This window comes from Pseudomonas sp. DW-iso17, assembly GCF_058725345.1.
Genome location: NZ_JBZXEA010000032.1, coordinates 269,405 through 293,739, shown reverse-complemented (window position 1 = coordinate 293,739; position 24,335 = coordinate 269,405). Strand labels below are relative to the sequence as shown.

20 protein-coding genes are annotated in these 24,335 nt (G+C 60.1%); 13 read left to right on the top strand and 7 right to left on the bottom strand.

All coding sequences use genetic code 11. The features are described 5' to 3' along the window. Positions 1-86 precede the first annotated feature (86 nt). A complete protein-coding gene (locus AC4PS6_RS19485) occupies positions 87-983 on the top strand; it encodes a LysR substrate-binding domain-containing protein (protein WP_019820111.1) in 897 nt (298 codons plus the stop codon). A gap of 2 nt (positions 984-985) precedes the next feature. Here the strand turns inward: AC4PS6_RS19485 and AC4PS6_RS19480 are convergent, their stop codons facing one another. Then, the gene (locus AC4PS6_RS19480) at positions 986-1,441 is read right to left on the bottom strand and encodes a hypothetical protein (RefSeq protein WP_019820112.1); all 456 of its coding nucleotides are present in this window, start codon (positions 1,439-1,441) and stop codon (positions 986-988) included. A gap of 388 nt (positions 1,442-1,829) precedes the next feature. Here AC4PS6_RS19480 and mexE point away from each other — a divergent pair, with 388 nt between their 5' ends. Genes mexE through AC4PS6_RS19465 form a run of 3 tightly spaced genes read left to right on the top strand, consistent with a single transcriptional unit; the run spans position 1,830 to position 7,678 of the window. Next, positions 1,830-3,071: a multidrug efflux RND transporter periplasmic adaptor subunit MexE gene (gene mexE / locus AC4PS6_RS19475; protein ID WP_492180923.1), complete on the top strand. Its 1,242-nt coding sequence runs from the start codon at positions 1,830-1,832 to the stop codon at positions 3,069-3,071. Positions 3,072-3,086: 15 nt separating this feature from the next. Then, positions 3,087-6,266, top strand: a complete 3,180-nt coding sequence (locus AC4PS6_RS19470; RefSeq protein WP_003191086.1) for an efflux RND transporter permease subunit — start codon at positions 3,087-3,089, stop codon at positions 6,264-6,266. Further along, positions 6,263-7,678, top strand: coding sequence for an efflux transporter outer membrane subunit (locus tag AC4PS6_RS19465; protein ID WP_336826459.1), 1,416 nt, complete (start codon positions 6,263-6,265; stop codon positions 7,676-7,678). Before AC4PS6_RS19470 ends, AC4PS6_RS19465 begins: the two co-directional genes overlap by 4 nt. Positions 7,679-7,764: 86 nt before the next feature. Here the strand turns inward: AC4PS6_RS19465 and AC4PS6_RS19460 are convergent, their stop codons facing one another. After that, positions 7,765-8,781, bottom strand: a complete 1,017-nt coding sequence (locus tag AC4PS6_RS19460) for an AraC family transcriptional regulator (RefSeq protein ID WP_019820116.1) — start codon at positions 8,779-8,781, stop codon at positions 7,765-7,767. A 168-nt stretch (positions 8,782-8,949) separates the two neighbouring features. On the opposite strand from AC4PS6_RS19460, the gene efeU reads away from it, so the two are divergent. From efeU to efeO (AC4PS6_RS19440), 4 genes are read left to right on the top strand one after another with little or no spacing between them, the layout of a single operon-like run. Beyond that, complete coding sequence (gene efeU, locus AC4PS6_RS19455; RefSeq protein ID WP_014718373.1) at positions 8,950-9,795, top strand: iron uptake transporter permease EfeU; 846 nt, start codon at positions 8,950-8,952, stop codon at positions 9,793-9,795. 10 nt (positions 9,796-9,805) lie between these two features. Continuing rightward, positions 9,806-11,008, top strand: coding sequence for an iron uptake system protein EfeO (efeO, locus tag AC4PS6_RS19450; RefSeq protein ID WP_073453303.1), 1,203 nt, complete (start codon positions 9,806-9,808; stop codon positions 11,006-11,008). 14 nt (positions 11,009-11,022) lie between these two features. Next, the gene (gene efeB / locus AC4PS6_RS19445) at positions 11,023-12,327 is read left to right on the top strand and encodes an iron uptake transporter deferrochelatase/peroxidase subunit (RefSeq protein WP_060766477.1); all 1,305 of its coding nucleotides are present in this window, start codon (positions 11,023-11,025) and stop codon (positions 12,325-12,327) included. Between the two features lie 25 nt (positions 12,328-12,352). After that, on the top strand, positions 12,353-13,168 hold the full coding sequence (efeO, locus tag AC4PS6_RS19440) for an iron uptake system protein EfeO (RefSeq protein WP_198833154.1): 816 nt from the start codon (positions 12,353-12,355) through the stop codon (positions 13,166-13,168). A gap of 71 nt (positions 13,169-13,239) precedes the next feature. On the opposite strand, the gene pssA is transcribed toward efeO (AC4PS6_RS19440), so the two are convergent. After that, entirely contained in the window at positions 13,240-14,583 is a 1,344-nt protein-coding gene (gene pssA / locus AC4PS6_RS19435) for a CDP-diacylglycerol--serine O-phosphatidyltransferase (RefSeq protein ID WP_019820125.1), read from the bottom strand. Positions 14,584-14,706: 123 nt separating this feature from the next. Here pssA and AC4PS6_RS19430 point away from each other — a divergent pair, with 123 nt between their 5' ends. After that, entirely contained in the window at positions 14,707-15,270 is a 564-nt protein-coding gene (locus AC4PS6_RS19430; RefSeq protein WP_014718368.1) for a TetR/AcrR family transcriptional regulator, read from the top strand. 54 nt (positions 15,271-15,324) lie between these two features. Then, entirely contained in the window at positions 15,325-15,804 is a 480-nt protein-coding gene (locus tag AC4PS6_RS19425; RefSeq protein ID WP_019820128.1) for a nuclear transport factor 2 family protein, read from the top strand. Positions 15,805-15,980: 176 nt separating this feature from the next. Here the strand turns inward: AC4PS6_RS19425 and AC4PS6_RS19420 are convergent, their stop codons facing one another. Next, complete coding sequence (locus AC4PS6_RS19420) at positions 15,981-17,138, bottom strand: PQQ-dependent sugar dehydrogenase (protein WP_014718366.1); 1,158 nt, start codon at positions 17,136-17,138, stop codon at positions 15,981-15,983. A gap of 12 nt (positions 17,139-17,150) precedes the next feature. Further along, positions 17,151-17,459 (bottom strand): hypothetical protein, encoded by a 309-nt coding sequence (locus tag AC4PS6_RS19415; protein ID WP_014718365.1) that lies wholly within the window; start codon positions 17,457-17,459, stop codon positions 17,151-17,153. A 185-nt stretch (positions 17,460-17,644) separates the two neighbouring features. On the opposite strand from AC4PS6_RS19415, the gene ku reads away from it, so the two are divergent. Together ku and ligD are read left to right on the top strand one after the other, a co-directional pair. After that, positions 17,645-18,484 (top strand): non-homologous end joining protein Ku, encoded by an 840-nt coding sequence (gene ku / locus AC4PS6_RS19410; RefSeq protein ID WP_014718364.1) that lies wholly within the window; start codon positions 17,645-17,647, stop codon positions 18,482-18,484. 24 nt (positions 18,485-18,508) lie between these two features. Further along, positions 18,509-21,028 carry a DNA ligase D gene (ligD, locus tag AC4PS6_RS19405; RefSeq protein ID WP_336826449.1) on the top strand — a complete coding sequence of 840 codons (2,520 nt, stop codon included), beginning with the start codon at positions 18,509-18,511 and terminating at the stop codon, positions 21,026-21,028. 18 nt (positions 21,029-21,046) lie between these two features. Here the strand turns inward: ligD and lpxO are convergent, their stop codons facing one another. Beyond that, positions 21,047-21,946 carry a lipid A hydroxylase LpxO gene (gene lpxO, locus AC4PS6_RS19400; protein ID WP_014718362.1) on the bottom strand — a complete coding sequence of 300 codons (900 nt, stop codon included), beginning with the start codon at positions 21,944-21,946 and terminating at the stop codon, positions 21,047-21,049. Between the two features lie 263 nt (positions 21,947-22,209). Continuing rightward, positions 22,210-23,535 (bottom strand): Wzz/FepE/Etk N-terminal domain-containing protein, encoded by a 1,326-nt coding sequence (locus tag AC4PS6_RS19395; RefSeq protein WP_014718361.1) that lies wholly within the window; start codon positions 23,533-23,535, stop codon positions 22,210-22,212. Between the two features lie 340 nt (positions 23,536-23,875). Between AC4PS6_RS19395 and AC4PS6_RS19390 the strand changes: the two genes are divergently transcribed. After that, positions 23,876-24,262, top strand: coding sequence for a TIGR03067 domain-containing protein (locus tag AC4PS6_RS19390; RefSeq protein ID WP_019820134.1), 387 nt, complete (start codon positions 23,876-23,878; stop codon positions 24,260-24,262). Positions 24,263-24,335 lie beyond the last annotated feature (73 nt).

The window sequence follows — 24,335 nt, the reverse complement described above, 5'->3', positions numbered from 1 at the left end:
GCACTGATCAGTAATGCGCTGACATTCGCTCAACGTGAGGGCTGATTTGGATTAAGCTTGGGCATCTCAAAAATGGAACACTGCCCATGTTCGACCTCAACGAACTCTTCCTCTACGCCAAGGTGGTCGAGCACGGCGGGTTTGCGGCGGCGGGTCGAGCGTTGAACCTGCCCAAATCGACCTTGAGCCGCAGGGTCAGCCAGCTTGAAGCCAGGCTGGGGGCACGGCTGATACAGCGTTCGACGCGCCAATTCCAGGTGACCGATATCGGCCATGCCTATTACCGCCATTGCGTGGCGATGATTGCCGAAGCCGAGTCAGCAGAAGATGTGATTGCCTTCAACAAATCAGAGCCGCGGGGCGTGATCCGCCTGAGCTGCACCACCGCATTGCTCAACTACTGGGTGGCGCCGATGCTCGCCCAATTCATGGCGCAATGCGCCAGCGTCGAACTGAACGTGAAGAGCTTCAACCGCAAGGTCGACATCATCAGCGAAGGCTATGACATGGCCTTGAACCTGTGTTTCCCACCGCTGGAAAGCAGTGAGCTGGTCATGAAGGTACTGGCTAAAAGTCCTCAGGTACTGGTGGCGAGCGCGACTTTTTTGCAGGACGCTCCCCTGCCCTCGCTACCGGCTGACCTTGCCGGGCTGGCGACTATCCATTGGGGCAACCCGTTGCTTCAATACCTGTGGGACCTGACCGGGCCGGACGGCGCGACGGCCCAGGTCGCGCACACGCCGCGCCTGGTCAGTGATGACATGTCGACCCTGAAAAATGCAGCACTGGCGGGCGTGGGCATCGCCAACCTGCCCCAAGTCGTCGTGAAAGACGAGTTGGCCGATGGCCGCCTGATTGCCGTATTGCCTGAATGGCAACCCGCTGAAGGCGTGATCACCGCCGTGTTCCCCTCCAGGCGCGGGCTGATGCCGTCGGTGCGGTCCTTGATCGACTTTCTGGGCGATGCGTTCGAGGCGCCGTGATCTTAACTAGCCGCCGTTGCATGAACCAAAGCTAGGCCGGCTACATCATAGACCACACTGTCATATTCAAATGCCAGGTAAAATTGAGCCTGGATGGTATCTTTGTCACCGTCCTTGAATCTTTTTATATTCAATTTCCCACTGTCCGCCTTGATGAGCGACGGTAAAGCAAAAGTAGCATTAACACCTGCCTCATCCCTGCTTACGTCATGCTCGCCATCTTTTATAGGTGGCGGCATCTTGAAGGTGAGCAGCTCAAATCGCCCCGTCTCCTCTTCATTAAGGCTCCCACGAAGAATAAGAACGCCATCGTCCGACTCATAATAGCGGAACTCTAATGCCCTCCAAAATTCCTCTACCATAGGAAAGGGAGGAGCAAACATGAAGTTAAAATAATCAGCGCCGACCTTTGAATTCTTCGCTGCGCCAGAAGACTCGCTGGGTTTAGTGTTATTCATGGCTCAATTCCTTGAACTGATTGATTAATCTACGCTCGGCATTTCGAGAGCCCTCCGGGCATGAATATCAGCCTACGCAAACGCCATTAATCAAACTACTGTCAGACTTCTCAGTTGACATCTGTGCCATGTGATGCGCATTAGCTTCTGGCCGAATCAGCGACACCACTGCCCATCGATACCTACTCGGGCTGCATCCATGCATTCGCTGCAACAGTCTTTTGTCATCAATCACATTGATAGCTCCCTAACAAAAGCCCCATGCTAGAGGGCTGACTCCGCGCTTATATCATTCCGAATGATAGTTACCTTTGCTTCATTCGATTCGTGACCTAGCACCTCCCCGCGCATGATCCGCCCATCTCAAATACATTGGCGGATGCACCTCATGGAACAGTCACTCAAACTTTTGCGCTTCCCCTTGGCGATCTTGGCCGTGGTGGTGATCAGCGCGTGCGGCAAGTCTCCCGAACAAGCGGCCGCCATGCCCCCAGCCAAGGTCAGCGTGGCCAAGGTGCTGGAACAACCGGTCAACGAGTGGGACGAGTTCACCGGGCGCCTTGAAGCGCCGGAAACCGTGCAGATTCGTCCGCGGGTGTCCGGCCAGATTGACCAGGTGGCGTTCACCGAAGGCGCGCTGGTGAAGAAAGGCGACCTGCTGTTCCAGATCGACCCTCGCCCATTCCAGGCCGAAGTGCGCCGCCTCGAAGCCCAGCTTGCGCAGACTAAAGCCGCCGCCACTCGCAGTGAAAACGAAGCGCAACGTGGCGAGCGCCTGCGCCAGAGCAATGCGATCTCTGCCGAACTGGCCGACTCGCGCACCACCGCCGCCCAGGAAGCCCGCGCCGCCATGGCCGCGATCCAGGCGCAGTTGGACCTGGCACGCCTGAACTTGAGCTTTACCCGTGTCACTTCGCCTATCAGTGGCCGCGTCAGCCGTGCCGAAATCACCGCCGGCAACCTGGTGACCGCCGATACCACCGCGCTGACCAGCGTGGTCTCCACCGACAAGGTTTACGCCTACTTCGACGCCGATGAGCGTGTATTCCTCAAGTACACCGAACTGGCCCGTGAAGGCCGGCGTGGCGCCACCACCCCGGTGTATCTGGGCCTGTCCAACGAAACCGGCAACCCGCACCTGGGCCAGATGAACTTCGTCGACAACCAGGTCAACCCGGCCACCGGCACCATCCGTGGCCGCGCGGTGTTCGACAACAGCAAGGGCGAATACACCCCTGGCCTGTATGCGCGTTTGAAGCTGGTCGGCAGCGGCACCTATTCGGCGGTGTTGATCAATGACGAAGCCGTCGGCACCGACCTGGGCAAGAAATTCGTGCTGGTGATGGACGGCGACAAGCCGGCTTATCGCGCGGTGGAACTGGGGCCGAAAATCGAAGGCTTGCGCATCGTGCGCAGCGGCCTGACCAAGGATGACACCGTGATCGTCAAGGGCCTGCAACGCGTGCGCCCTGGCTCGCCGGTGGCGCCGGAAACCATTCCGATGGCCAGCAAGGAAACCCTCGCCGCCTTGGCCCAACAACGACAAGCGCTTGAAGCCAGCAACCTGGAGCAAGTGGCGCCGGAAAAACCCGCGCCCAAGCTCGCAAGCGTCGCGACTCCACGCGGTTAAGGGATACGACTCAAGATGAATTTTTCCAAGTTCTTCATTTCACGGCCGATCTTCGCAGCGGTGCTGTCGCTGTTGATCCTGATTGCCGGTGCAATCTCGCTGTTCCAACTGCCGATCAGCGAATACCCGGAAGTGGTACCGCCGACCGTGGTGGTGCGCGCCAACTTCCCGGGCGCCAACCCCAAAGTCATCGGTGAAACCGTGGCCGCGCCGTTGGAGCAAGCCATCACTGGCGTTGAGAACATGCTGTACATGTCCTCGCAATCCACCGCCGACGGCAAGCTGACCCTGACCATCACCTTCGCCCTGGGCACCGACCTGGACAACGCGCAGGTGCAGGTGCAAAACCGTGTGACGCGTACCCAGCCCAAGCTGCCGGAGGAAGTGACACGCATCGGTATTACCGTGGACAAGGCCTCTCCCGACCTGACCATGGTGGTGCACTTGACCTCCCCGGATCAGCGTTATGACATGCTGTACCTGTCCAACTACGCGATCCTCAATATCAAGGATGAACTGGCCCGCCTGGGCGGCGTCGGTGACGTGCAGTTGTTCGGCATGGGCGACTACTCCCTGCGCGTCTGGCTGGACCCGAACAAAACCGCTTCGCGCAACCTGACCGCCACCGATGTGGTCACGGCGATCCGCGAGCAGAACCGCCAGGTGGCAGCCGGTGCCCTGGGCGCCCAGCCTGCGCCGAGTGACACCAGCTTCCAGTTGTCGGTCAATACCCAGGGCCGCCTGGTCACCGAAGAAGAGTTCGAGAACATCGTGATTCGCGCCGGCGCCAACGGTGAAATCACGCGCCTCAAGGACATCGCCAGGGTCGAACTGGGCTCCAGCCAATACGCGCTGCGCTCGCTGATCGATAACCAGCCCGCCGTTGCGATTCCGATTTTCCAGCGTCCCGGCTCCAATGCCATCGACATCTCCAACGATGTGCGCAGCAAGATGGCCGAGCTGAAAAAGAGCTTTCCGGCGGGCATGGATTATCGCATCGCCTATGACCCGACCATCTTTGTACGCGGCTCCATCGAAGCGGTGGTGCATACCCTGTTTGAAGCACTGATCCTTGTGGTGCTGGTGGTGATCCTGTTCCTGCAGACCTGGCGCGCCTCGATCATCCCCTTGGTGGCGGTGCCGGTTTCATTGATCGGTACCTTTGCGGTGATGCACCTGTTCGGGTTCTCACTCAATGCCCTGTCATTGTTTGGCCTGGTGCTGGCGATCGGTATTGTGGTGGACGACGCCATCGTGGTGGTGGAAAACGTCGAGCGTAATATCGAGTTGGGGCTTGAGCCGTTCCCGGCGACCGAAAAAGCCATGAGTGAAGTGACCGGCCCCATCATCGCCACGGCGCTGGTGCTGTGTGCGGTGTTCATTCCGGCCGCCTTTATCAGTGGCTTGACCGGGCAGTTCTACAAGCAGTTCGCCTTGACCATCGCGATCTCAACCGTGATCTCGGCGTTCAACTCCCTGACCCTGTCCCCTGCCCTGGCCGCTGTGCTGCTGCGCGGTCACGACGCGCCGAAGGACCGTTTCTCCAAGTTCCTCGACAAGGTCTTCGGGGGCTGGCTGTTCCGTCCCTTCAACCGCTTTTTCGAAAAGGCCAGCCATGGCTACGTAGGCACCGTACGCCGAGTGATTCGCGGCAGCGGTATCGCTTTGTTCGTCTACGCAGGTTTGATGGTGCTGACGTTCTTCGGGTTTGCCCACACGCCGACCGGTTTCGTACCGGCCCAGGACAAGCAATACCTGGTGGCCTTCGCCCAACTGCCCGACGCCGCAAGCCTGGACCGCACCGAAAACGTGATGAAGCGCATGTCGGAGATCGCCCTGAAACAACCCGGCGTGGAAGCTGCGATTGCCTTCCCGGGCCTGTCGATCAACGGGTTCACCAACAGCCCGAACAGCGGCATCGTGTTCGTGACCTTGAAGCCGTTCGATGAGCGTAAAGACCCGAGCATGTCCGCCGGTGCGATTGCTGGTGCACTGAACGGCCAATACGCCAATATCGAAGAGGCCTACATGGCGATCTTCCCGCCGCCGCCGGTACAAGGCCTGGGCACCATCGGGGGCTTCCGCCTGCAGATCGAAGACCGTGGCAACCTCGGCTATGACGAGCTGTACAAAGAAGTGCAGAACGTGATTGCCAAGAGTCACAGCGTGCCTGAACTGTTCGGCCTGTTCACCAGCTACACGGTGAACGTGCCGCAAGTGGACGCGGCCATCGACCGCGAAAAGGCCAAGACTCACGGCGTGGCGATCAGCGACATCTTCGACACCCTGCAGGTCTACCTGGGTTCGTTGTATGCCAACGACTTCAACCGTTTCGGGCGTACCTATCAGGTCAACGTGCAGGCCGAGCAGCAGTTCCGCCAGGACTCCGACCAGATCGGCCAATTGAAAGTGCGCAATAACAGAGGCGAGATGATCCCGCTGGCGACCTTTATCAAGGTCAGCGACACCTCGGGCCCGGACCGTGTGATGCACTACAACGGCTTCATCACCGCAGAAATCAACGGCAACGCCGCGCCGGGCTACAGCTCTGGCCAGGCCCAGGCCGCGATTGAAAAGCTGCTCAAAGATGAACTGCCCAACGGCATGACCTACGAGTGGACCGACCTGACCTATCAGCAAATCCTCTCGGGCAATACCGCGCTGTTCGTATTCCCGCTCTGCGTACTGCTGGCGTTCCTGGTGCTCGCCGCCCAATACGAAAGCTGGAGCCTGCCGCTGGCGGTGATCCTGATCGTACCGATGACACTGCTGTCGGCCATTACCGGGGTGATCATCTCGGGCGGCGACAACAACATCTTCACCCAGATCGGCCTGATCGTACTGGTGGGCCTGGCGTGCAAGAACGCGATTCTGATCGTCGAGTTCGCCAAGGATAAACAGCAGGAAGGCCTCGACCCGCTCGCCGCAGTACTGGAAGCCTGCCGCCTGCGTCTGCGGCCGATCCTGATGACCTCGTTCGCGTTCATCATGGGTGTGGTGCCGTTGGTGCTCTCCAGCGGTGCCGGCGCCGAGATGCGCCATGCCATGGGCGTGGCGGTGTTCTCCGGGATGATCGGTGTGACCTTCTTCGGTCTGTTGCTGACACCAGTGTTCTACGTACTGATCCGTCGCTATGTCGAGCGCAGTGAAGCGCGCAAAGCGGCCAAGGCCTTGAAGCTGGAGACACAGCAATGAGTGTGAAAGTATTCCTGCCGAGCCTGTTGGTGCTGGCGCTCGCCGCCTGTGCCGTAGGCCCGGACTACAAGACCCAGCCACTGGAGGCGGCCAATATCACGGCCGCCGCCGACAGCAAAAGCTACGACCATGCCAAGTACGAAGGCATCTGGTGGCAGCAGTTCGAAGACCCCACGCTCAACCAGCTGGTAACCCAGTCGCTGAGCGGCAACCGTGATTTGCGCGTAGCCTTTGCCCGCCTGCGGGCGGCACGGGCTATCCGTGATGACGCGGCCAACGACATCATGCCGGTGGTCACCTCTCGCGCCAGCAGCGATGTGGGCAAGGGCCAGATTCCCGGGCAGACCACCAAGCGTGTCAACAGCGAGCGCTACGACCTGGGCCTGGACATGGCCTGGGAAGTGGATTTGTTCGGGCGCATCCGCCGCAACCTGGAAGCCAGCGACGCCGACCAACAGGTGGCCGAAGCCGACCTGTACCAACTGCAAGTCACCATGATTGCCGAACTGGTGGATGCCTACGGTCAACTGCGTGGAGCGCAACTGCGTGAACGCATTGCCCTGGACAACCTGAAGAACCAGCAGGAATCGCGCACCATCACCGTCAGCCTGCGTGATGCCGGCGTCGGTGATCAGCTCGACGTGGAACGTGCCGACGCGCGCCTGGCAGCAGTTGAAGCCAGCGTGCCGCAACTGCAGGCCGAACAAGTGCGCGAGCGCAACCGCATCGCCACCCTCCTCGGCCAGCGCCCCGACAAACTGAGCGTGGACCTGAGCCCGAAAGACCTGCCAGCGATTGCCAAGGCGTTGCCGATTGGCGACCCGGGGCAACTGCTGCAACGACGCCCGGACATCCTCAGCGCCGAACGCAAACTGGCCGCCGCCACCGCACGTATCGGCGTGGCCAAGGCCGACCTGTTCCCACGGGTGAGCCTCAGCGGTTTCCTCGGGTTCACCGCCGGGCGCGGTTCGCAGATCGGCTCCGCCGCGGCGAATGCCTGGTCCCTGGGCCCGAGCATCACGTGGGCCGCGTTTGACCTGGGCAGCGTGCGTGCGCGTCTGCGTGGCGCGAATGCCGAAGCCGATGGCGCGTTGGCGACCTATGAACAGCAAGTGTTGCTGGCATTGGAAGAGTCCGAGAACGCCTTCAGCGATTACGGCAAGCGCCAGCAACGCCTGGTCTCGCTGATCCGCCAAAGCGAATCCAGCCGCGCCGCCGCCGACCTCGCGGCGATCCGCTATCGCGAAGGCACCGTGGACTTCCTGGTACTGCTCGACGCCCAGCGCGAACGCCTGGCCGCCGAAGACGCCCAGGCCCAGGCCGAAGTGGATCTGTATCGCGGCATCGTGGCGATCTACAAGGCCTTGGGTGGTGGCTGGCAGCCGGATACGGTGGTCGCCAGCAACCAGTGAGGTAAAGAGCTCCTTTGGTTGGTCGCATCCAGCCAATTTTTAGCCCTGCGGCCCATTCGGTCGCGGGGCTTTTTTTCGTGTGGGATTTAGCTGGCCTCACCCAGAATCAGGCTACGGTAATGCCCCGGATTCGATCCCACCCACTTACGAAAGGCCTTGTAGAACGAACTCGCATCGGCAAACCCCAGCCGCGTGGCGATCTCGGCAAAACTGATCTGCGGCTCGGCCAACCACACAATCGCCAGTTCCTTGCGCACGCTGTCCTTGAGGCCCTGATAGGTCTGCCCCTCTTCCGCCAAGCGACGGCGTAGTGTGGACGCAGAAATACACAACCTGGCGGCAAGCCCCTCGGTTTCCGGCCAGGTGTCGGGGGGCATCTGCCGCAAGTCGTGCTTGATGCGCGTGGCGAGGCTTTCCGGGTCGCGGTATTTCACCAGGATGTTAGCCGGTGCATGAGCCAGGAAACGTTGGAGCTCCTGCGGGCTGCGCTTGATCGGCAGGTCCAGGCAGTCGGCAGAAAAAATCATGCGGGTGCGTGGCCGATCAAAGCGCAGGTTGTCAGAAAACATCACCTGATAATCGTCACAGAAGTCCGGCTGCGCGCAACGCAACTCGATGGCGAGGATCGGAATGCGCCGCCCTGCCAGCCAGCAGGCGACGCCGTGGACGATCATCCAATAGGTGAAGTAGGTAAACGCACGCTTGGGATCATGCTCAGGTTCGAGCAGGACGATTTCCGCCAGGCTCTGTTGACGCACCAGCTGGGCTGGCATGTGCTCCAGCATCAACGACAGAAACCCCAGGCCGGTTTCCAGGCCCGCTGCCAGGCTGGGTTGCGCCACGGCGGCGCGACACAGGAACGCCAAGCTGCCGGACTTGAGCTTGCGCGGGTCCATGCCAAAGAACTCATCGTCCCTGCGCCGCGCCAGCAAGCGCCACAGGCGTGCATAGGCCGTGGCCGCCACGCGAGCGTCGGGCTGCTCAAGCAACGCCGGATCAATGCCGACTTTGCTCAATGCCTCAACGGTGGCCGCTCCCGGCGCGCAACTCTGCAACAGCGCTTCGCGCACGAGGTGGATGGAGATGGTGTCTTTTTCCGACATGGGGCGTTGAGCTATCCGGCTGCGGTCTGATTGCCCCGCATCATAAAGGCGGTTGCGCTTCGCCACCACTGTTCAGCCCACGTTCAGCAAAGGTCAATATTTCTTGTTTAGCAATGAGTATCATTATGTTACAACTTAGCTCCCTAACTAGTTGCGCCCGGGTGCCCGATGCTCGTTCCTTTTTTAATCATGCTGCGCGAAGGCATTGAAGCGGCATTGATCGTTGGCATTATCGCCAGTTACCTGCAACAGACCGGGCGTGGCCAGTGGATGCCTGCAGTGTGGATCGGCGTGTTCCTGGCGGCCGCGCTGGCGCTGCTGGTGGGCGGCGGCCTGGAATTGGTCAGTGCGGAGTTCCCGCAAAAGCAGCAGGAATTGTTTGAAGGTGTCGTCGGCCTGGTCGCCGTGGGTATTCTCAGTTCCATGGTGTTCTGGATGCGCAAAGTGGCGCGCTCGATTAAACACTCGCTGCATGAATCTCTCGACCATGCGTTGGCCGGCTCCAGGCACCAGGTGTTTGCCCTGATCGCCATGGTGTTTTTTGCCGTGGCCCGCGAAGGACTGGAGACGGTGTTCTTCCTGTTGGCGGTGTTTCAGCAGAGTGAAGGCCCAGGCGCTCCGATAGGCGCCCTGCTCGGCCTGGTCCTGGCCATTGTCGTCGGCTTGCTGATTTATTCCGGCAGCATGCGCCTGAACCTCGGTGCATTTTTCCGCTGGACTGGCCTGTTCATCCTGGTGGTTGCGGCCGGCATTCTCGCCAACTCGGTGCAGGCCCTGCACGAGGCCGGCGTGTGGAACCACTGGCAGACCGTGCTGTTCGATTTCAGCGCTGCATTACCCATGGACAGCCCGCTCGGCTCGGTACTGGCCGGCATGTTCGGTTACCAGGAGGCGCCGACCGTCAGCACCCTGGGCGCCTATCTGATTTACCTGGTGGTGGCCCTGGTGATGTTCTTCCTGCCCTCGGCCCCTACCCAGCCCGTTGCCAATACCTCTTCCGTTTCCAGCCAGTAAGGACCGTCTCTTGTCCAACCCAACCCCTCAATCGGCCCCGCCATCCCGCGCCTTGCGCTGGGGCGTGGCCGGCTCGGTGGTGGTGATGATCGCCGCCGGTGGCCTGTTCTACTACGCCTCGCAATTGGCCGCGACCAAGCGCCAGACCAACCACAATGAAATCGCGGTCACGATTCACAGTCACGCCTGCGAGCCCAACGCTCTCACCGTGCCGGCCGGGCGCGCAAGCTTTCGTATCATCAACCGCTCCGACCGTGCGGTGGAGTGGGAAATCCTCGACGGCGTGCTGGTGGTCGAAGAACGGGAGAATATTGCCCCGGGCCTGAGCCAGGTGATCAATGCCAACCTGTTGCCCGGTGACTACGCCATTACCTGTGGCCTGTTGAGCAACCCGCGCGGCACCTTGCATGTCACGCCCACGGCAGAGTCTGACGCCCAGGCCAAGGCCAAGCCGTCGATGGTGGCCTTTATTGGCCCGTTGTCGGAGTTTCGCGTGTACCTGAGCGGCCAAGGCGGTGCGCTGGTCAAGGCGGTGACGGCCCTGCAACAGGCCATCGCCGCCGGTGATCTGGCCCAGGCGCAGGCCATGTATGTGCCGGCCCGTGAGGCGTACCAGCGCCTGGCGCCGGCGTCCCAGCGCCTGGCCGAATTGGATAACGCGATCAACGCCCGCGCCGATTACTTTGAAAAGCGCGAGCAAGACCCCGCCTTCAGCGGCTTCCATCGCCTCGAATACAGCCTGTTCCAGCAACACAGCCTTGATGGCCTGGCGCCGGTCGCCCAACGCCTGGTTACCGACGTCACCACGCTCAAGCAACAGTTACTGGCCCAGTCCCTGCCACCAGAGCAACTGGTGAGCATTGTGGTACGCAACCTCGACAGCCTGGCAGACGTTCGCGCGGCGAGCGGTGAAGAGGAACGCTACAGCCACATCGACTTGAACGGCTTTGCCGCCAATCTTGAGGTGGCCCGCAAAGTGGTCGACCTGATGCGCCCGTTGCTGGGCAAGTCCGCCGCCGACCTGTTGCCCACTATCGACAGCGCGCTCAACGCCTTCGACACCGAACTCGAGGGGCTCAAGGTGAATGACCGCTACCCAACCTACGACAAGGTTACAGCCGATCAGCGCAAGCAGATCGCCGATAAGGCCAAGGCACTGGCCGTTGCACTCGATGGAATCGACCCCGCCCTTGGCCTTTCCGGCCTGCAGTGAAGACGACCGCATACATGAGTGATACAGAACAGTTTGACCTCCAACGTCGCCGCGTCCTGTTGGGCATGGCGGCCACCGGCGCTGCGATTGCCGGCAGCAGCCTGAGCTGCCCGGCGATGGCGGCAGCGGCCGAGCAAGTCACCACGGCCCCGCGTAGCGACAAGACCCAGGACCACCAAGCGTTTTTCGGCAAGCACCAAAGCGGCATCGTCACCCCGCGCCCGGCCTGCGGCATGGTCGTGGCGTTCGATGTACTGGCCAGCGACCGCGAAGACCTGGAACGCCTGTTCCGCACCCTCAACGAGCGCATCGCGTTCCTGATGACCGGCGGCACCGTGCCCCAGGTCGACCCGAAATTGCCGCCTACCGATTCCGGCATCCTTGGCCCGGTGGTCACGCCGGATAACCTGACCATTACCGTATCGGTCGGCGAGTCGTTGTTCGACGAACGCTTCGGCCTCGCGGCGGCCAAACCCAAGCGCCTGAGCCGCATGGTCGGTTTTCCCAACGATGCGCTGGAACCGGCGCAGTGCCACGGCGACCTGAGCCTGCAGTTCAGCTCCAATACGCCAGACACCAATATCCACGCGCTGCGCGACATCGTCAAAAACCTGCCCGACCTGCTGCTGGTGCGCTGGAAGCAAGAAGGCAGCGTGCCGCCCCAGGCACCGACCAAACCCGGTGAGCCGGCGCAGAGTGCGCGCAATTTCCTGGGCTTTCGCGATGGCTCGGCCAACCCCGACTCCAACGATGACAAGGCCATGGACCAGATCGTCTGGGTACAGCCCACCAGCGACGAACCGGCCTGGGCCGCCCATGGCAGTTACCAGGCCGTGCGCATCATCCGTAACTTTGTCGAGCGCTGGGATCGCACCCCGTTGCAAGAACAGGAAAGCATCATCGGCCGCGTCAAACCCACGGGCGCGCCCATGGATGGCCAGCATGAAACCCAGGTCCCGGACTACAGCAAGGACCCTGAAGGCAAGTTGACCAAGCTCGATGCCCACATCCGCCTGGCCAACCCGCGCACCCCGCAGACCCAGGCCAACCTGATCCTGCGGCGGCCGTTCAACTACTCCAACGGCGTCAACAAAAATGGTCAACTGGACATGGGCTTGTTGTTCATCTGCTACCAGGCTGACCTGGAGAAAGGCTTTATCAGCGTGCAAACCCGGCTCAACGGCGAGCCGCTGGAGGAGTACCTCAAGCCCGTGGGTGGCGGGTATTTCTTCACCTTGCCAGGGGTCACCGGCCCCAAGGATTTCATCGGGCGCACGCTGCTCGCGGCAACGCACTCTCAAACTCCTGCCAAGACCTAAAACACACCAGAGCGGAATGTCTCCCATGAAGAAGTCGTCTATTGCGTTGTTGTTACTCAGCCTTTCGCCACTGGCAAGCTTCGCCGCTACTGCGCCGTTGGACCTGGTGGGCCCGGTGTCGGATTACAAGATCTACGTCACCGAAGAAATCGGCGAACTGGTCACCCAGACCCAGGCGTTCACCAACGCTATCAATAAAGGCGACCTGGCCACGGCCAAGAAACTCTATGCGCCAACCCGCGTGCACTATGAGTCCATTGAGCCGATCGCCGAGCTGTTCAGCGACCTCGACGCGTCCATCGATTCGCGTGTCGACGACCATGAAAAAGGCGTGACGGCCGAAGACTTCACGGGCTTTCACCGGATCGAATACGCGCTGTTCTCGCAGAACTCGACCCAGGGCCTGCAAGCACTGACGGCCAAGCTCAACGCGGACGTGAATGACCTCAAGACCCGCGTCGACAGCCTGACCTTCCCGCCGGAAAAAGTCGTCGGTGGTGCCGCTGCGTTGCTTGAAGAAGTCGCGGCCACCAAGATCTCCGGTGAAGAAGACCGCTACAGCCACACCGACCTGTACGACTTCCAGGGCAACATCGACGGCGCGAAGAAAATCGTTGACCTGTTCCGTGGCCAGATCGGGCAGCAGGACCAGGCCTTCCTGGCAAAAGTCGACAAGAACTTTGCCAGCGTCGACAAGATCCTGGCCAAGTACAAAACCAAGGATGGCGGCTTCGAGACCTATGACAAGGTCAAGGACAACGACCGCAAGGCCCTGGTCGGCCCGGTCAACACCCTGGCCGAAGACCTCTCGACCCTGCGCGGCAAGTTGGGTTTGAACTAACTGCCGCGCACAAAAAAACACCCAGTCCCTGTCGAGGGGCCTGGGTGTTTTTTTGCCGGCACGTTGCTCAGTTAGAGAATGCGGTAAAGCAAGCGCTCGATCCGCACCCGGCTGACACGCCGCAGGAACTTGCCGACAGCGGGCGGGTAATCCACCAGCGTCTGCAATTGCTGGTAACCCTGGATACGCGTGGTGTGTTGGAAAATATTCGCAAGCTCAGCGCCTCGCGGCCCTAGCCATTGGCCTTGAGGGTCGTCGATCAGCAAGCCGTTTTCCAGGTCGAGGCGAAACGCCCGCGGGTTGAGGTTGTTGCCGGTGAGCAAGGTGTAGCGCTCATCCACCCACATGCCCTTGAGGTGATAGGTGTTATCGCCGTCGCGCCATAGGTGCAGGTTCAACTGGCCGCTGTTGATCATCGGCTGGTGCCGTTTGGCAAAGCGCCGCAGGCTGATCTCGTACAGGTACGGCAACGCCGCAATCACCTTGAAGGGTTCAGTGGGCGGAATATAGAAGTCGTTGGCGGTCTTGTCGCCCACCACGATGTCGATCTTCACACCGCGTGCCAGGGCACGGTTGATCTCGCGGGTTACCGGCAATGGCAGGTTGAAATACGGCGTGCAGATGGTCAGTTGCTGCTGGGCGCTGGCGATGAGTTCGAGGATCACCCGGCTCAACGGGTTGTTCTTGCCGACGCCCAGCAAGGGGCTGACCGACAGATGGCCATTGGGCAACTGCCCGGCTGTGGTGTCGTAGGTCGCATGCTTGAGACGGCTGCGCAGGTCGCCGATGTCGTTGCGCAGGCTGCGAGTGGTGGGCGGGTTTGGCAGGTCCAGGCGATGCACGGCCTTGGACGCCACCAGGCCGTGTTCCACCAGGTGCTGCATCGAATCGGCCAAGGGTTGGCTATGGATCAGGTGATAACGGTCGAAGCGGTATTTGTCGAACTTGTGCAGGTACACATTGTTCAGGCTGGCGCCGCTGTACAGCACGCTGTCATCGATCACGAAACCCTTGAGGTGCAACACGCCGAACAGCTCGCGGGTTTGCACCGGCACGCCGTACACCGGCACTTCGGTGGCGTGGCGCTGGGTCATGGCCTGGTACCAGGCGCTGTTGCCCGGTTGCTTGCCTGCGCCGATCAGCCCGCGCTGGGCGCGCAGCCAATCCACCATCACCACGATGTCCAGTTCGGGCCGTGCGGCCTTGGCGGCGTGTAGCGCGTCGTAGATTTCCTGCCCCGCCTCGTCCTGCTGCAAGTACAAGGCAACGATGTAGATACGCCGCGTGGCCTGGGCGATTTTCTCCAGCAGGCAGCGACGGTAGGCGTCGGCGCTTGGCAGCACCTCAAGGGCCTCGTTGGACAACGGAAAACCGCGCAGCTTGGGCAACAGGGAGCGTTTGAAGAACGACGGCATAGGGCTCGCAATGGTCGAATCCGAAGAGGTTCAAAGCTTACACCATGAGGCTGCTCAGGTCTCGCAACGGGCAATCGAAAAAGACTGTTGACCATGAAGAACGGTCGTTCTACTGTACTCGACATGAACGATATAACCCAGAATGAAACCCGCGACATTATTCTCGACGTCACCGAGAAGTTGATCTATCGCCACGGCATCGCTGCCACCGGTATGGACTTACTGGTAAAAACCGCTGGCGTGTCGAGAAAAAGTATCTATCGCTACTTCGCCAACAAAGATGAGTTGGTGGTGGCCGCCTTGCAACGCCGCGACGAGCGCTGGATGCAATGGCTGCGCAGCGAAGTGGAACGCAGCGACGACAGCGGCGAACGCCTGCTGGGGCTGTTCAGCGCGCTCAAGCGCTGGTTCGGCTCGGCAGACTTTCGCGGTTGCGCCTTTATCAACACCAGCGGTGAAACCGGCGATGCCCAAAACCCGGTGCGCCTGCTGGCCAAGGCCCATAAACGCAAACTGTTCGAGTACGCACTTGAACTGTGCCAAGCACATGGCACCCCCGACCCGGAGCAGCAGGCCGCGCAACTGCTGATCCTGATCGATGGCGCCATTACCGTTGCCCTGGTCATGGGTGATTCAACAGCTGCCGATAATGCGCAATGCATGGCGCGGACCTTACTGCAACTTTGAACCCACAGCCCAGGCAACTTTCGACCCAACCTTTATTGCATTGAGGAGTCGCCCATGTCAGCCCAAGAAGAAGTCCGCCCGCCCCTGCCGCCGTTTACCCGCACCTCTGCCATCGAAAAAGTCCGCCTGGCCGAAGATGGCTGGAACTCCCGCGACCCGCAACGTGTATCCCTGGCCTACACCCTGGACACGAACTGGCGTAACCGCGCCGAATTTGCCCATAACCGCGAAGAAGCCAAGCAGTTCCTGACCCGCAAATGGGCCAAGGAGCTGGATTATCGTCTGATCAAGGAATTGTGGGCCTTTACTGATAACCGCATCGCCGTGCGCTATGCCTATGAATGGCACGATGATTCGGGTAACTGGTTTCGCTCGTACGGCAACGAAAACTGGGAGTTCGACGAGAACGGCTTGATGGCCAACCGCTTTGCCTGCATCAACGATATGCCAATCAAGGAGAGCGAGCGCAAGTTCCATTGGCCGCTGGGGCGGCGCCCGGATGCGCATCCCGGCCTGTCAGAGCTGGGGCTATAACCCCGACTCTGCAGACCGAATGAGATCCAATGTGGGAGCTGGCTTGCCCGCGAAAGCGGTCGTGCAGTAACAGATTCAGCGCCTGACACACCGCCTTCGCAGGCAAGCCAGCTCCCACACTTGGATCGCGGGGCGTCAATTGGATCTGCGTCTGCTGCCAGCCCCCTCCCACACGTTTAGTCCTGATTCAGCCCAACGCGATACAACACACCATCATCCTCATCGGTCAGCACATACAGAAACCCATCCGGCCCCTGTCGCACATCGCGGATCCGCGCTTTCAATTCGCCCAACAAGCGTTCCTCGTGGACCACTTTGTCACCCTCGAACTGCAACCGAATCAGCTCCTGACTCACCAGCGCACCGACAAACAGGTTGTGCTGCCATGCCTTGAACCGGTCGCCGTCATAGAACGCCATGCCACTGACACCCGGCGACTTCTCCCACACATGGTGGGGCGCCACTGTGCCCTCTGCCGTTTTGCCCTTGGCTTCGGGAATCGGCAGCAGGGAATAGTTGATGCCATGGGTTGCCAACGGCCAGCCGTAGTTCTTGCCGCGCTCGATGATATTGACTTCATCACCGCCACGGGGCCCGTGTTCATTTTCCCAGATCGTGCCGCTCCAGGGATTCAAGGCCAGCCCTTGCGGGTTACGCTGCCCATAGGACCAGATCTCGGGACGCACGCCGGGTTGACCGACGAAAGGGTTGTCATCCGGCACGCGCCCATCCGGGTAGATGCGCACCACTTTGCCTTGCAACTTGTCCAAATCCTGGGCCGTGGGGCGGTCGTTGTTCTCTCCAAGAGTCACGAACAGGTAGCCATCACGGTCGAAGGCCAGGCGCGAGCCGAAGTGGTTGCCGGTAGACAGCTTGGGCTCCTGGCGCAGGATCACCTTGAAGTCCTCCAAGCCGCTCAAGTCAGCGGCCAAGCGACCACGCCCTACGGCTGTGCCGGCCTTGCCACCCTCGCCACCGCCTTCGGCGTACGACAGGTACACCAGGCGGTCCTGCTTGAAGTCTGGCGACAGCACCACATCCAGCAACCCGCCCTGCCCTTTGGCCCATACCTGCGGCACGCCCTTCAAGGGCGCAGACAGCTTGCCGTCCGGGCTGACAAACCGCAGGTGCCCAGGTAACTCGGTCACCAGGAAACCTTGCTGGTCCGGCAAAAACGCCAGCGCCCATGGATGGTCCAGGCCCTTGGCGACCGGCGTGGCGGTGATGCTGCCTTGCTCAGTGGGGAACTGTTGGCTATCGACGGCATACGCCGCGCTCAACGGCAGCAACGCGGTGGCGCACAGGGCGGCTAGCAGGGTTTTACGTACAAACATAAGGCGAAATCCTCAGCGGCGATTGCCGTTGGCATCATAGGTGGGCGCTTTGGGTGCGGTGGCCGGGCGGCTGGGGGCCGCCTCCTGCTTGGGGTAGCGGTTGCCGATGCCACCGTTTTCCAGCGTTGGCCGCGGGTTGGCCGGGACGGGCTGGATACTGCGAACAGCCGGTGCATTGGGCTGGGTGCCCTGCATGCTATTGGGGTTGGCCCGGTGAATAGGGCCGTGGTCGCTACGCCCCGGCAGGTTTTGCGCCTGGGCCAATGGCGCAAGGGCCAGGCCCAGCGCCAGTGCTGCGAGATGACGTACACAACGGTTCATGGCCAAACCTCTCTATGCCAAGTACTACGTGCTTTCGATAACACGCTACGCCGCGGGTTCGCGTTGTGACACTAAATAGTTTCTCATCAGGTGTAACACGATCTGTCCGAGCATCTATCCGCCGAAACTTTTGCCCTGCCCTGTGAGTCACCAGCACACAGGCTCTTCGTTGAGGAATCACACCTATGCCACGGGCAATCTGGAAAGGCGCCATCAGTTTCGGCTTGGTTCACATCCCGGTATCGCTGGTTTCGGCGACCTCTTCACAAGGCGTCGACTTTGACTGGTTGGACAAGCGCAGCATGGACCCGGTGGGCTATAAGCGCATCAACAAAACCACCGGCAAGGAAGTCACCAAGGAAAATATCGTCAAGGGCGTGGCCTTTGAAAAAGGACGCTACGTGGTGCTCAGCGAAGACGAAATTCGCTCGGCCCACCCCAAGTCCACCCAGACCATCGAAATCATCGCCTTCGTCGCCAGCGACCAGATCCCCCTGCAAAACATCGACACGCCCTACTTCCTCGCTCCGGATAAACGCGGCGGCAAGGTCTATGCACTGCTGCGCGAAGCGCTGAAAAAAACCGGCAAGGTGGCCCTGGCCAATGTGGTACTGCACACCAAGCAACACCTGGCCGCGTTGATGCCGCTGGAATCGGCTCTGGTGCTGGTCATGCTGCGCTGGCCCGCTGAAGTGCGCAGCCTGGATGAGTTGGAACTGGGCAGCGATGTGACAAAGCCGACCCTGGCCAAAGGTGAATTGGACATGGCCAAGCGCCTGGTGGAAGACATGAGCGCCGATTGGCAGCCCGATGAATACCGTGACAGCTTCCAGGACAAGATCAGGGCGCTGGTGGCGAAGAAGGCCAAGGCCGGCAAGATCGAAGATGTGGAAACGGTCGAAGGCGGCGAAGAGCGAAAATCCGCGGATGTCATCGACCTGACCGAACTGCTCAAACGCAGCCTGGCGGGTAAACCTGCGGCGAAAAAAAGCACCGCGAAAAAGTCCAATAACAAGGCCTCTTGAGCCTGCCATTGACGGGAGAATGACATGGCAAAGCCCCTGAGTGAGTACAATCGCAAGCGCGATTTCAAGATCACCGCCGAACCCGCCGGCAGCTCACCCGCCAGCAAACGCAACGTCTCGGCCCTCAGCTTCGTGATTCAAAAGCACGATGCGCGCAACCTGCACTACGACTTTCGCCTGGAACTCGATGGCGTGCTGCTGAGCTGGGCGGTGCCCAAGGGCCCAAGCCTGGACCCGAGCCAAAAACGCCTGGCGGTGCATGTTGAAGACCACCCACTGAGCTATGGCAGTTTCGAGGGCAGCATTCCCGCCGGCCAATACGGTGCGGGGGATGTGATCGTATGGGACCGAGGCATTTGGCAGCCCCACGATGACCCGCGCAAAGCCTACGCGGCGGGCAAGCTCAAATTCACCCTGGTCGGTGAAAAACTCTCCGGTGACTGGGCGCTGGTACGCACCCGGCTCAAGGGCAGCGGCGACAAGGAGCAATGGCTGTTGATCAAGGAAAACGATCAGCAGGCGCGCCCGGCCGCTGAGTTCGATATCGTCCAGGCCGAGCCCGCCAGCGTGCTCAGCGATGCGGTGGTGGGTAAGCCAAAGGCAAAGGCCAAGGCCAAATCCAAGGCCGCGCCAAAAGCCAAAACGCCCAAGCGCATCGCTGCCCTGCCGGATGAGTTTGCCCCCCAATTGGCAACCTTGGTGGACCGGGCGCCCGAAGGTGATTGGCGCTACGAGATCAAGTTCGACGGCTACCGCATCATGGCGCGCATTCGCGACGGCGAAGTGCGCCTGTTCACCCGTAACGGCCACGACTGGACCGAACGCCTGCCACGTCAGTGCAAAGCCTTGCAAGCCCTCAAGCTCAAGGACAGTTGGCTGGATGGCGAAGTGGTCAGCCTCAATGGCGACGGGCTGCCGGATTTCCAGGCGCTGCAAAACGCGTTCGATATCGGCCGCAGTCTGGACATTGTCTATTACCTGTTCGACGCACCGTTTTTGAACGGTCGCGACCAGCGTGAAGACCCGGTCGAAGAGCGTCGGGCTGCGCTTAAATCTGCGCTGTCCGCCAGCCGAAGCAAACTGCTGCGCTTCTCCGAAGCCTTTGCCGCCAGCCAGCGCGATATTTTCGAGAGCGCCTGTGACCTGGCGCTCGAAGGCGTGATCGGCAAGCGCGCCGGCAGCCCCTACGTGTCGCGGCGCAGTGCCGACTGGATCAAGCTCAAATGCCGCCTGCGCCAAGAGTTCGTGATTGTCGGCTACACCCGCCCCCAAGGTTCGCGCAGCGGCTTTGGGGCGCTGCTGTTGGCGGTCAACGATGACACCGGCCTGGTATATGCCGGGCGGGTGGGCACGGGCTTTGATCAAGCGGCGCTGAAAAGTATCTATGCCAAGCTCACCCCGCTTGAGCGCAAGGACTCGCCCCTGCAAAAACCATTGACCAGTGCCCAGGCCCGTGGCGTGCATTGGGTTGAGCCGAGCCTGGTCGGCGAGGTGCAATTTGCCGAATGGACCCGCGAAGGCGTGGTGCGCCAAGCCGCGTTTGTGGGCCTGCGCACCGACAAGCCAGCCTCGCAGATCATTCATGAACAGCCGCGCGCGGCCAAGTCGGTCAAGGCACCCGAAACGTCGAAAGCCGGTAAAGCGCAGGCAACGGTGAAGAGCGTGAAAATCACTCACCCCGAGCGCATTATCGACAAGCACAGCAGCACGCAAAAACAGCAGCTCGCGCAGTTCTACACCGATATCAGCGAATGGATCCTGCCCTTCCTGCGCGCACGTGCCGTGTCATTGCTGCGGGCGCCTGAAGGGATCGAAGGTGAGCAGTTCTTCCAGAAGCACTCAGAGCGTATGGCCATCCCCCACATCAAGCAATTGGACCAGGCGCTGGACCCAGGCCATGCGCGCCTGATGGAAATAGACAGCGTGGAGGCCCTGGTCGGCGCGGTGCAAATGGGTACCGTCGAATTTCACACCTGGGGCGCCACTGCAGACAAGATTGAAACGCCTGACCTGTTTGTTCTCGATCTCGACCCGGACCCGGCCCTGCCCTGGAAAGCCATGCTGGAAGCGGCCCAACTGACCCTGTCGGTACTCGATGAGCTGGGCTTGCAAGCTTTCGTCAAAACCAGCGGCGGCAAGGGCCTGCACTTGATCGTGCCGTTGGCCCGGCGCGACGGCTGGGACACCGTGAAGGCGTTCGCCAAAGCCATTGCGCAATTCATGACCCGGCAACTGCCCGAACGCTTTACCGCCACCAGTGGCCCCAAGAACCGCGTCGGCAAGATCTTTATCGATTACCTGCGCAACGCCCGTGGCGCCAGTACCGTAGCGGCGTATTCCGTGCGGGCCCGCCCGGGCCTGCCAGTGTCGGTGCCGGTGAGTCGAGAGGAGTTGAAAGGATTACGCGGCGCCCAACAGTGGACAGTGGCGAACCTGCATCAGCGGCTGCAAACGTTGAAGGATGACCCCTGGGCGGGGTATGCCAATCGACAGAAGATCAGCAAAAAGATGTGGGACAAGCTGGGCGCGCAACCCCCTGGGTGATCCGCGCCTTGAGCCAGGTCAGATAAGAATGAAGATCAGCGCCAGACCGGCAAAGATCGCCCACTTTTCCAGGTAGTAGCGCGTGCGATTGCGCTTCTTGAGCTCTTTGCCACGCAGGCGAATCTTGTACAGACGGGTAAAGGCACGGTTGAGGCCGCCGGTCTTGTCACCCTCATCGTTGGGCGAACCTGCGGCCGCCATCACATTGCGGCTGAACCAGCGGTTGAACGCAGCTGCCCAGCGGTACTTCATCGGCCGTTCGATATCACAGAACAGAATGATGCGGTTCTGTTGGGTGGTGTTTTCCGCGTAGTGAATGTAGGTCTCGTCGAACATCACCGGCTCGCCATCGCGCCAGTAATAGCTTTCGCCATCCACATTGATGTAGCAACCTGGATCGTTAGGGGTATCCAGCCCCAGGTGATAGCGGTACGAGCCCGCATACGGGTCACGGTGACGTACCAGCTTGGAGCCCGGTGGCAGCTCGGCGAACATGGCCGCCTTGATCGAGCCGATGCTTTGCACCAGCTCGGTGGTGCGTGGGCACAGCTTCATCGCCGAGGGGTGACTGTCGCCGTACCACTTGAGGTAGAACCGCTTCCAGCCGGTCTTGAAAAACGAGTTGAACCCTACGTCGTTGTATTGCTCCGAGCGTTTGATCTCACCCGCCCGCATCAGATTCTGGCCTTCTTCGCGGATCTCTTCCCAGTGCTCCTGCAATGGGCTCAGGTCTGGAAAGTCGCTGGGCGAGAGGTAGGGACGGCTGGGCTGCTTGGAGAACAGGTACAGGAAACAGTTGATCGGCGCCAGGAACGTCGAGTGATCGCTAAGCTGGCGACCCAGCTTGTGTCGCACCCGACCGCGCAGGTGTACATACGCAATGGAAGCAACGTAGAGAGCAACAATGATGAGTTTCAAGGGATTCGTCACACGTCAGGGAGAGAACAGGCTGCTCCTGCGGGCCCACAACGGCCGAGGATGGATAAGCAGCACCTGAAATCACAATTCACATACAGGTGACACGGCCGGCGGATAACCGCCTGCGTGCGACCATTGGCAGTTATTTAGCCACACTTTGTAACCAAAGGTTAACTAAGAATTGTGAAAAGCTGTCTACTGAGTGTGCTGGGGGTAGGAGCAGGCAGGCCCTTGAGCCTGCCTGTTTGAGGGCGCTGGAAGGGTTACAGCGGCGAGTCGTTACCCTCGCGGCGATCCCCTAATGCCGTATAGGGCACGGCCTGAGTGCGGCTGCGAACGAAGTAGCGGATCAGCGCAATCATCAGGCCCAGCAACAGGCCGCCAACAAGGCTCAACGCGATAACCAGCGGTTTTTTCGGCTTGATCGGCGACAGAGGCTCCTGGGCTCGACGGTCAATCGTCACCAGCTTGAGGTTGCTCATATCGATATTCAAACCACGCAACCTGGCGACTTCAGCGCGAAGCGGCTCGACGTCCTGCAAGAAGATGTCTTCATTGCCACGCTTGCGCAGCACCTCAACCTCGCGGTTGCTTTCCAGCAGTTGCAGCTCTTTGCCGATCTCGGCAATGCGCGGGTTGGTGAAATCGTCGCTGGTACGCTGCTGCAATGCAGCGCGTTCGGCTTCCAACGCCTCGGTCCCCATGAAATACAGCGGGATCTTCTGGTTGTTCACCTCGGTCCGCATGACCTGGCTCGAACCCGTGCGGGTGGAGTCGGCCATTGAGGACGGCGTTGTCGGTGTACGAATGCCCATGGACTTGGCAATGCTGATGGCTTCGGCCAACTCGGCGAGGCGGTTGGTGCGTTCCATCTTCATCTGCAGGCGCAGGGCGCTGAGTTCATCCTGCAGTTGGGCACGCTTGAGCCGGTCCGCTTCCAGCAGCTTGGCGATTTTCGATTCTTTATCGGTATCGTAGTTGGCGCGGGCGGCGTCGATCTTGCCCTTGAGCTCGCTCAAGCGGTTATTGACGATCACCTTGAGGTCAGCACCCACTTGCTGACGCTCGGCGGCAATGGCGTAGTCCACAAAACCGTTGAGGATCGCAACACCATCGACGTCGGTCGGGTATTGCAGTTCCAGACGGATATAGCTGCTCAACGAATCGGATTTCTTGGGGTCAGGCAAAATCAGATTGACCGAATTGCGGTTGAACGCCTCAAAGCTCTGCTCAAGGGTTTGCCCCGGTTTCTTGAACGCCTTGAACAACTCCTCATGATCCTTGAAGAACCCCAGGCGTGCATCATAAGAGTCCAACTGCGCGCCCACTTTGAGCAGCGCATCGGCAGGCGGCAACTTATACACTTCCGAACGGTTCAAGGCGTCTAGCTCGTTGATTGCAGCAGGCCGCAACACACTGCTGACTTCATAGGTCTTGGGTGCCAGGAAGGCATAACCTGCGCCTAATACCCCGGCCAGAAGCGTACACCCGATCACCAGCTTTTTTTGTCGCCAGATGGCGTGAAACAATTCAAATAAATCAATTTCATCAGACGCTGCGGAAGGCGGAAGCGGGGAAGTACGATTCAAAATAAGAACACCTTAAAATAATACTAAAAGGCCATCATTCTCAGAAGTCTAAAAGACTTCAAAAATCAGGGACAACGCCCTGGATACGGCAGACCAATGGCGATGTGACCACTCAGTCCCCTGAAATATCCCACAAACTTAGGGATTATTTCGGTTTCATTTCGGTGAGTAAGCCAAATGACACAGCCATGTCAGACTGATCTGGTTGCAAGCGTAGTCAATACAACATGAAAAAGCTGTCAAATAGCTGTCTTATAAAGAAAAAAATTTCGCCTACAGGCGGAACAGTGTCAGCCTCAATACAATTGAACATTTTTTTGAACAGCAATAAGGAGTTTGCATGTCACCCCTTTCCGCTTCGGACTTTCGCGCACTGCAAGGCACTTGGGAACAAACAGCCCTTGAAGACAGTGGCGTGCTTAACCCCGTGGATGCCCACAGCGCGCCGGGAGCAACGACGACAATTGCGGGGGATCGCTTCGAAGTGACCACGGTCAGTGGCGAAGTATTATTGGCAGGACGCTTCGTACTGGACGCCAGTACCACGCCCAAAAGCATTACCTGGACGGACGACATGGGCGATGATGCAGGCAAGCAACTCCCCGCCAGTTACCGGCTCGACGGCGATGATTTCGTATTTATCGCAGCGGATGAAGGCATGCCCAGGCCCACCGTGTTCAGCACCGGCCCTGGGCAAACCATGCGCACCTTTGTGCGGCGATCTTGATCAAATGTGGGAGCTGGCTTGCCTGCTCCCACATGTTGGAACGCGGGGCGTCAGGGAGATAGGCGGTGACGTG

Coding starts and splice junctions, on each gene's coding strand:
- AC4PS6_RS19485 (WP_019820111.1), top strand. CDS start 87: ATGTTCGACCTCAACGAACTCTTCCTCTACGCCAAGGTGGTCGAGCAC.
- AC4PS6_RS19465 (WP_336826459.1), top strand. CDS start 6,263: ATGAGTGTGAAAGTATTCCTGCCGAGCCTGTTGGTGCTGGCGCTCGCC.
- AC4PS6_RS19390 (WP_019820134.1), top strand. CDS start 23,876: ATGTCACCCCTTTCCGCTTCGGACTTTCGCGCACTGCAAGGCACTTGG.
- pssA (WP_019820125.1), bottom strand. CDS start 14,583: ATGCCGTCGTTCTTCAAACGCTCCCTGTTGCCCAAGCTGCGCGGTTTT.
- AC4PS6_RS19460 (WP_019820116.1), bottom strand. CDS start 8,781: ATGTCGGAAAAAGACACCATCTCCATCCACCTCGTGCGCGAAGCGCTG.
- AC4PS6_RS19470 (WP_003191086.1), top strand. CDS start 3,087: ATGAATTTTTCCAAGTTCTTCATTTCACGGCCGATCTTCGCAGCGGTG.
- AC4PS6_RS19480 (WP_019820112.1), bottom strand. CDS start 1,441: ATGAATAACACTAAACCCAGCGAGTCTTCTGGCGCAGCGAAGAATTCA.
- ku (WP_014718364.1), top strand. CDS start 17,645: ATGCCACGGGCAATCTGGAAAGGCGCCATCAGTTTCGGCTTGGTTCAC.
- AC4PS6_RS19430 (WP_014718368.1), top strand. CDS start 14,707: ATGAACGATATAACCCAGAATGAAACCCGCGACATTATTCTCGACGTC.
- AC4PS6_RS19415 (WP_014718365.1), bottom strand. CDS start 17,459: ATGAACCGTTGTGTACGTCATCTCGCAGCACTGGCGCTGGGCCTGGCC.
- ligD (WP_336826449.1), top strand. CDS start 18,509: ATGGCAAAGCCCCTGAGTGAGTACAATCGCAAGCGCGATTTCAAGATC.
- efeO (WP_198833154.1), top strand. CDS start 12,353: ATGAAGAAGTCGTCTATTGCGTTGTTGTTACTCAGCCTTTCGCCACTG.
- mexE (WP_492180923.1), top strand. CDS start 1,830: ATGGAACAGTCACTCAAACTTTTGCGCTTCCCCTTGGCGATCTTGGCC.
- AC4PS6_RS19425 (WP_019820128.1), top strand. CDS start 15,325: ATGTCAGCCCAAGAAGAAGTCCGCCCGCCCCTGCCGCCGTTTACCCGC.
- AC4PS6_RS19420 (WP_014718366.1), bottom strand. CDS start 17,138: ATGTTTGTACGTAAAACCCTGCTAGCCGCCCTGTGCGCCACCGCGTTG.
- efeU (WP_014718373.1), top strand. CDS start 8,950: ATGCTCGTTCCTTTTTTAATCATGCTGCGCGAAGGCATTGAAGCGGCA.
- efeB (WP_060766477.1), top strand. CDS start 11,023: ATGAGTGATACAGAACAGTTTGACCTCCAACGTCGCCGCGTCCTGTTG.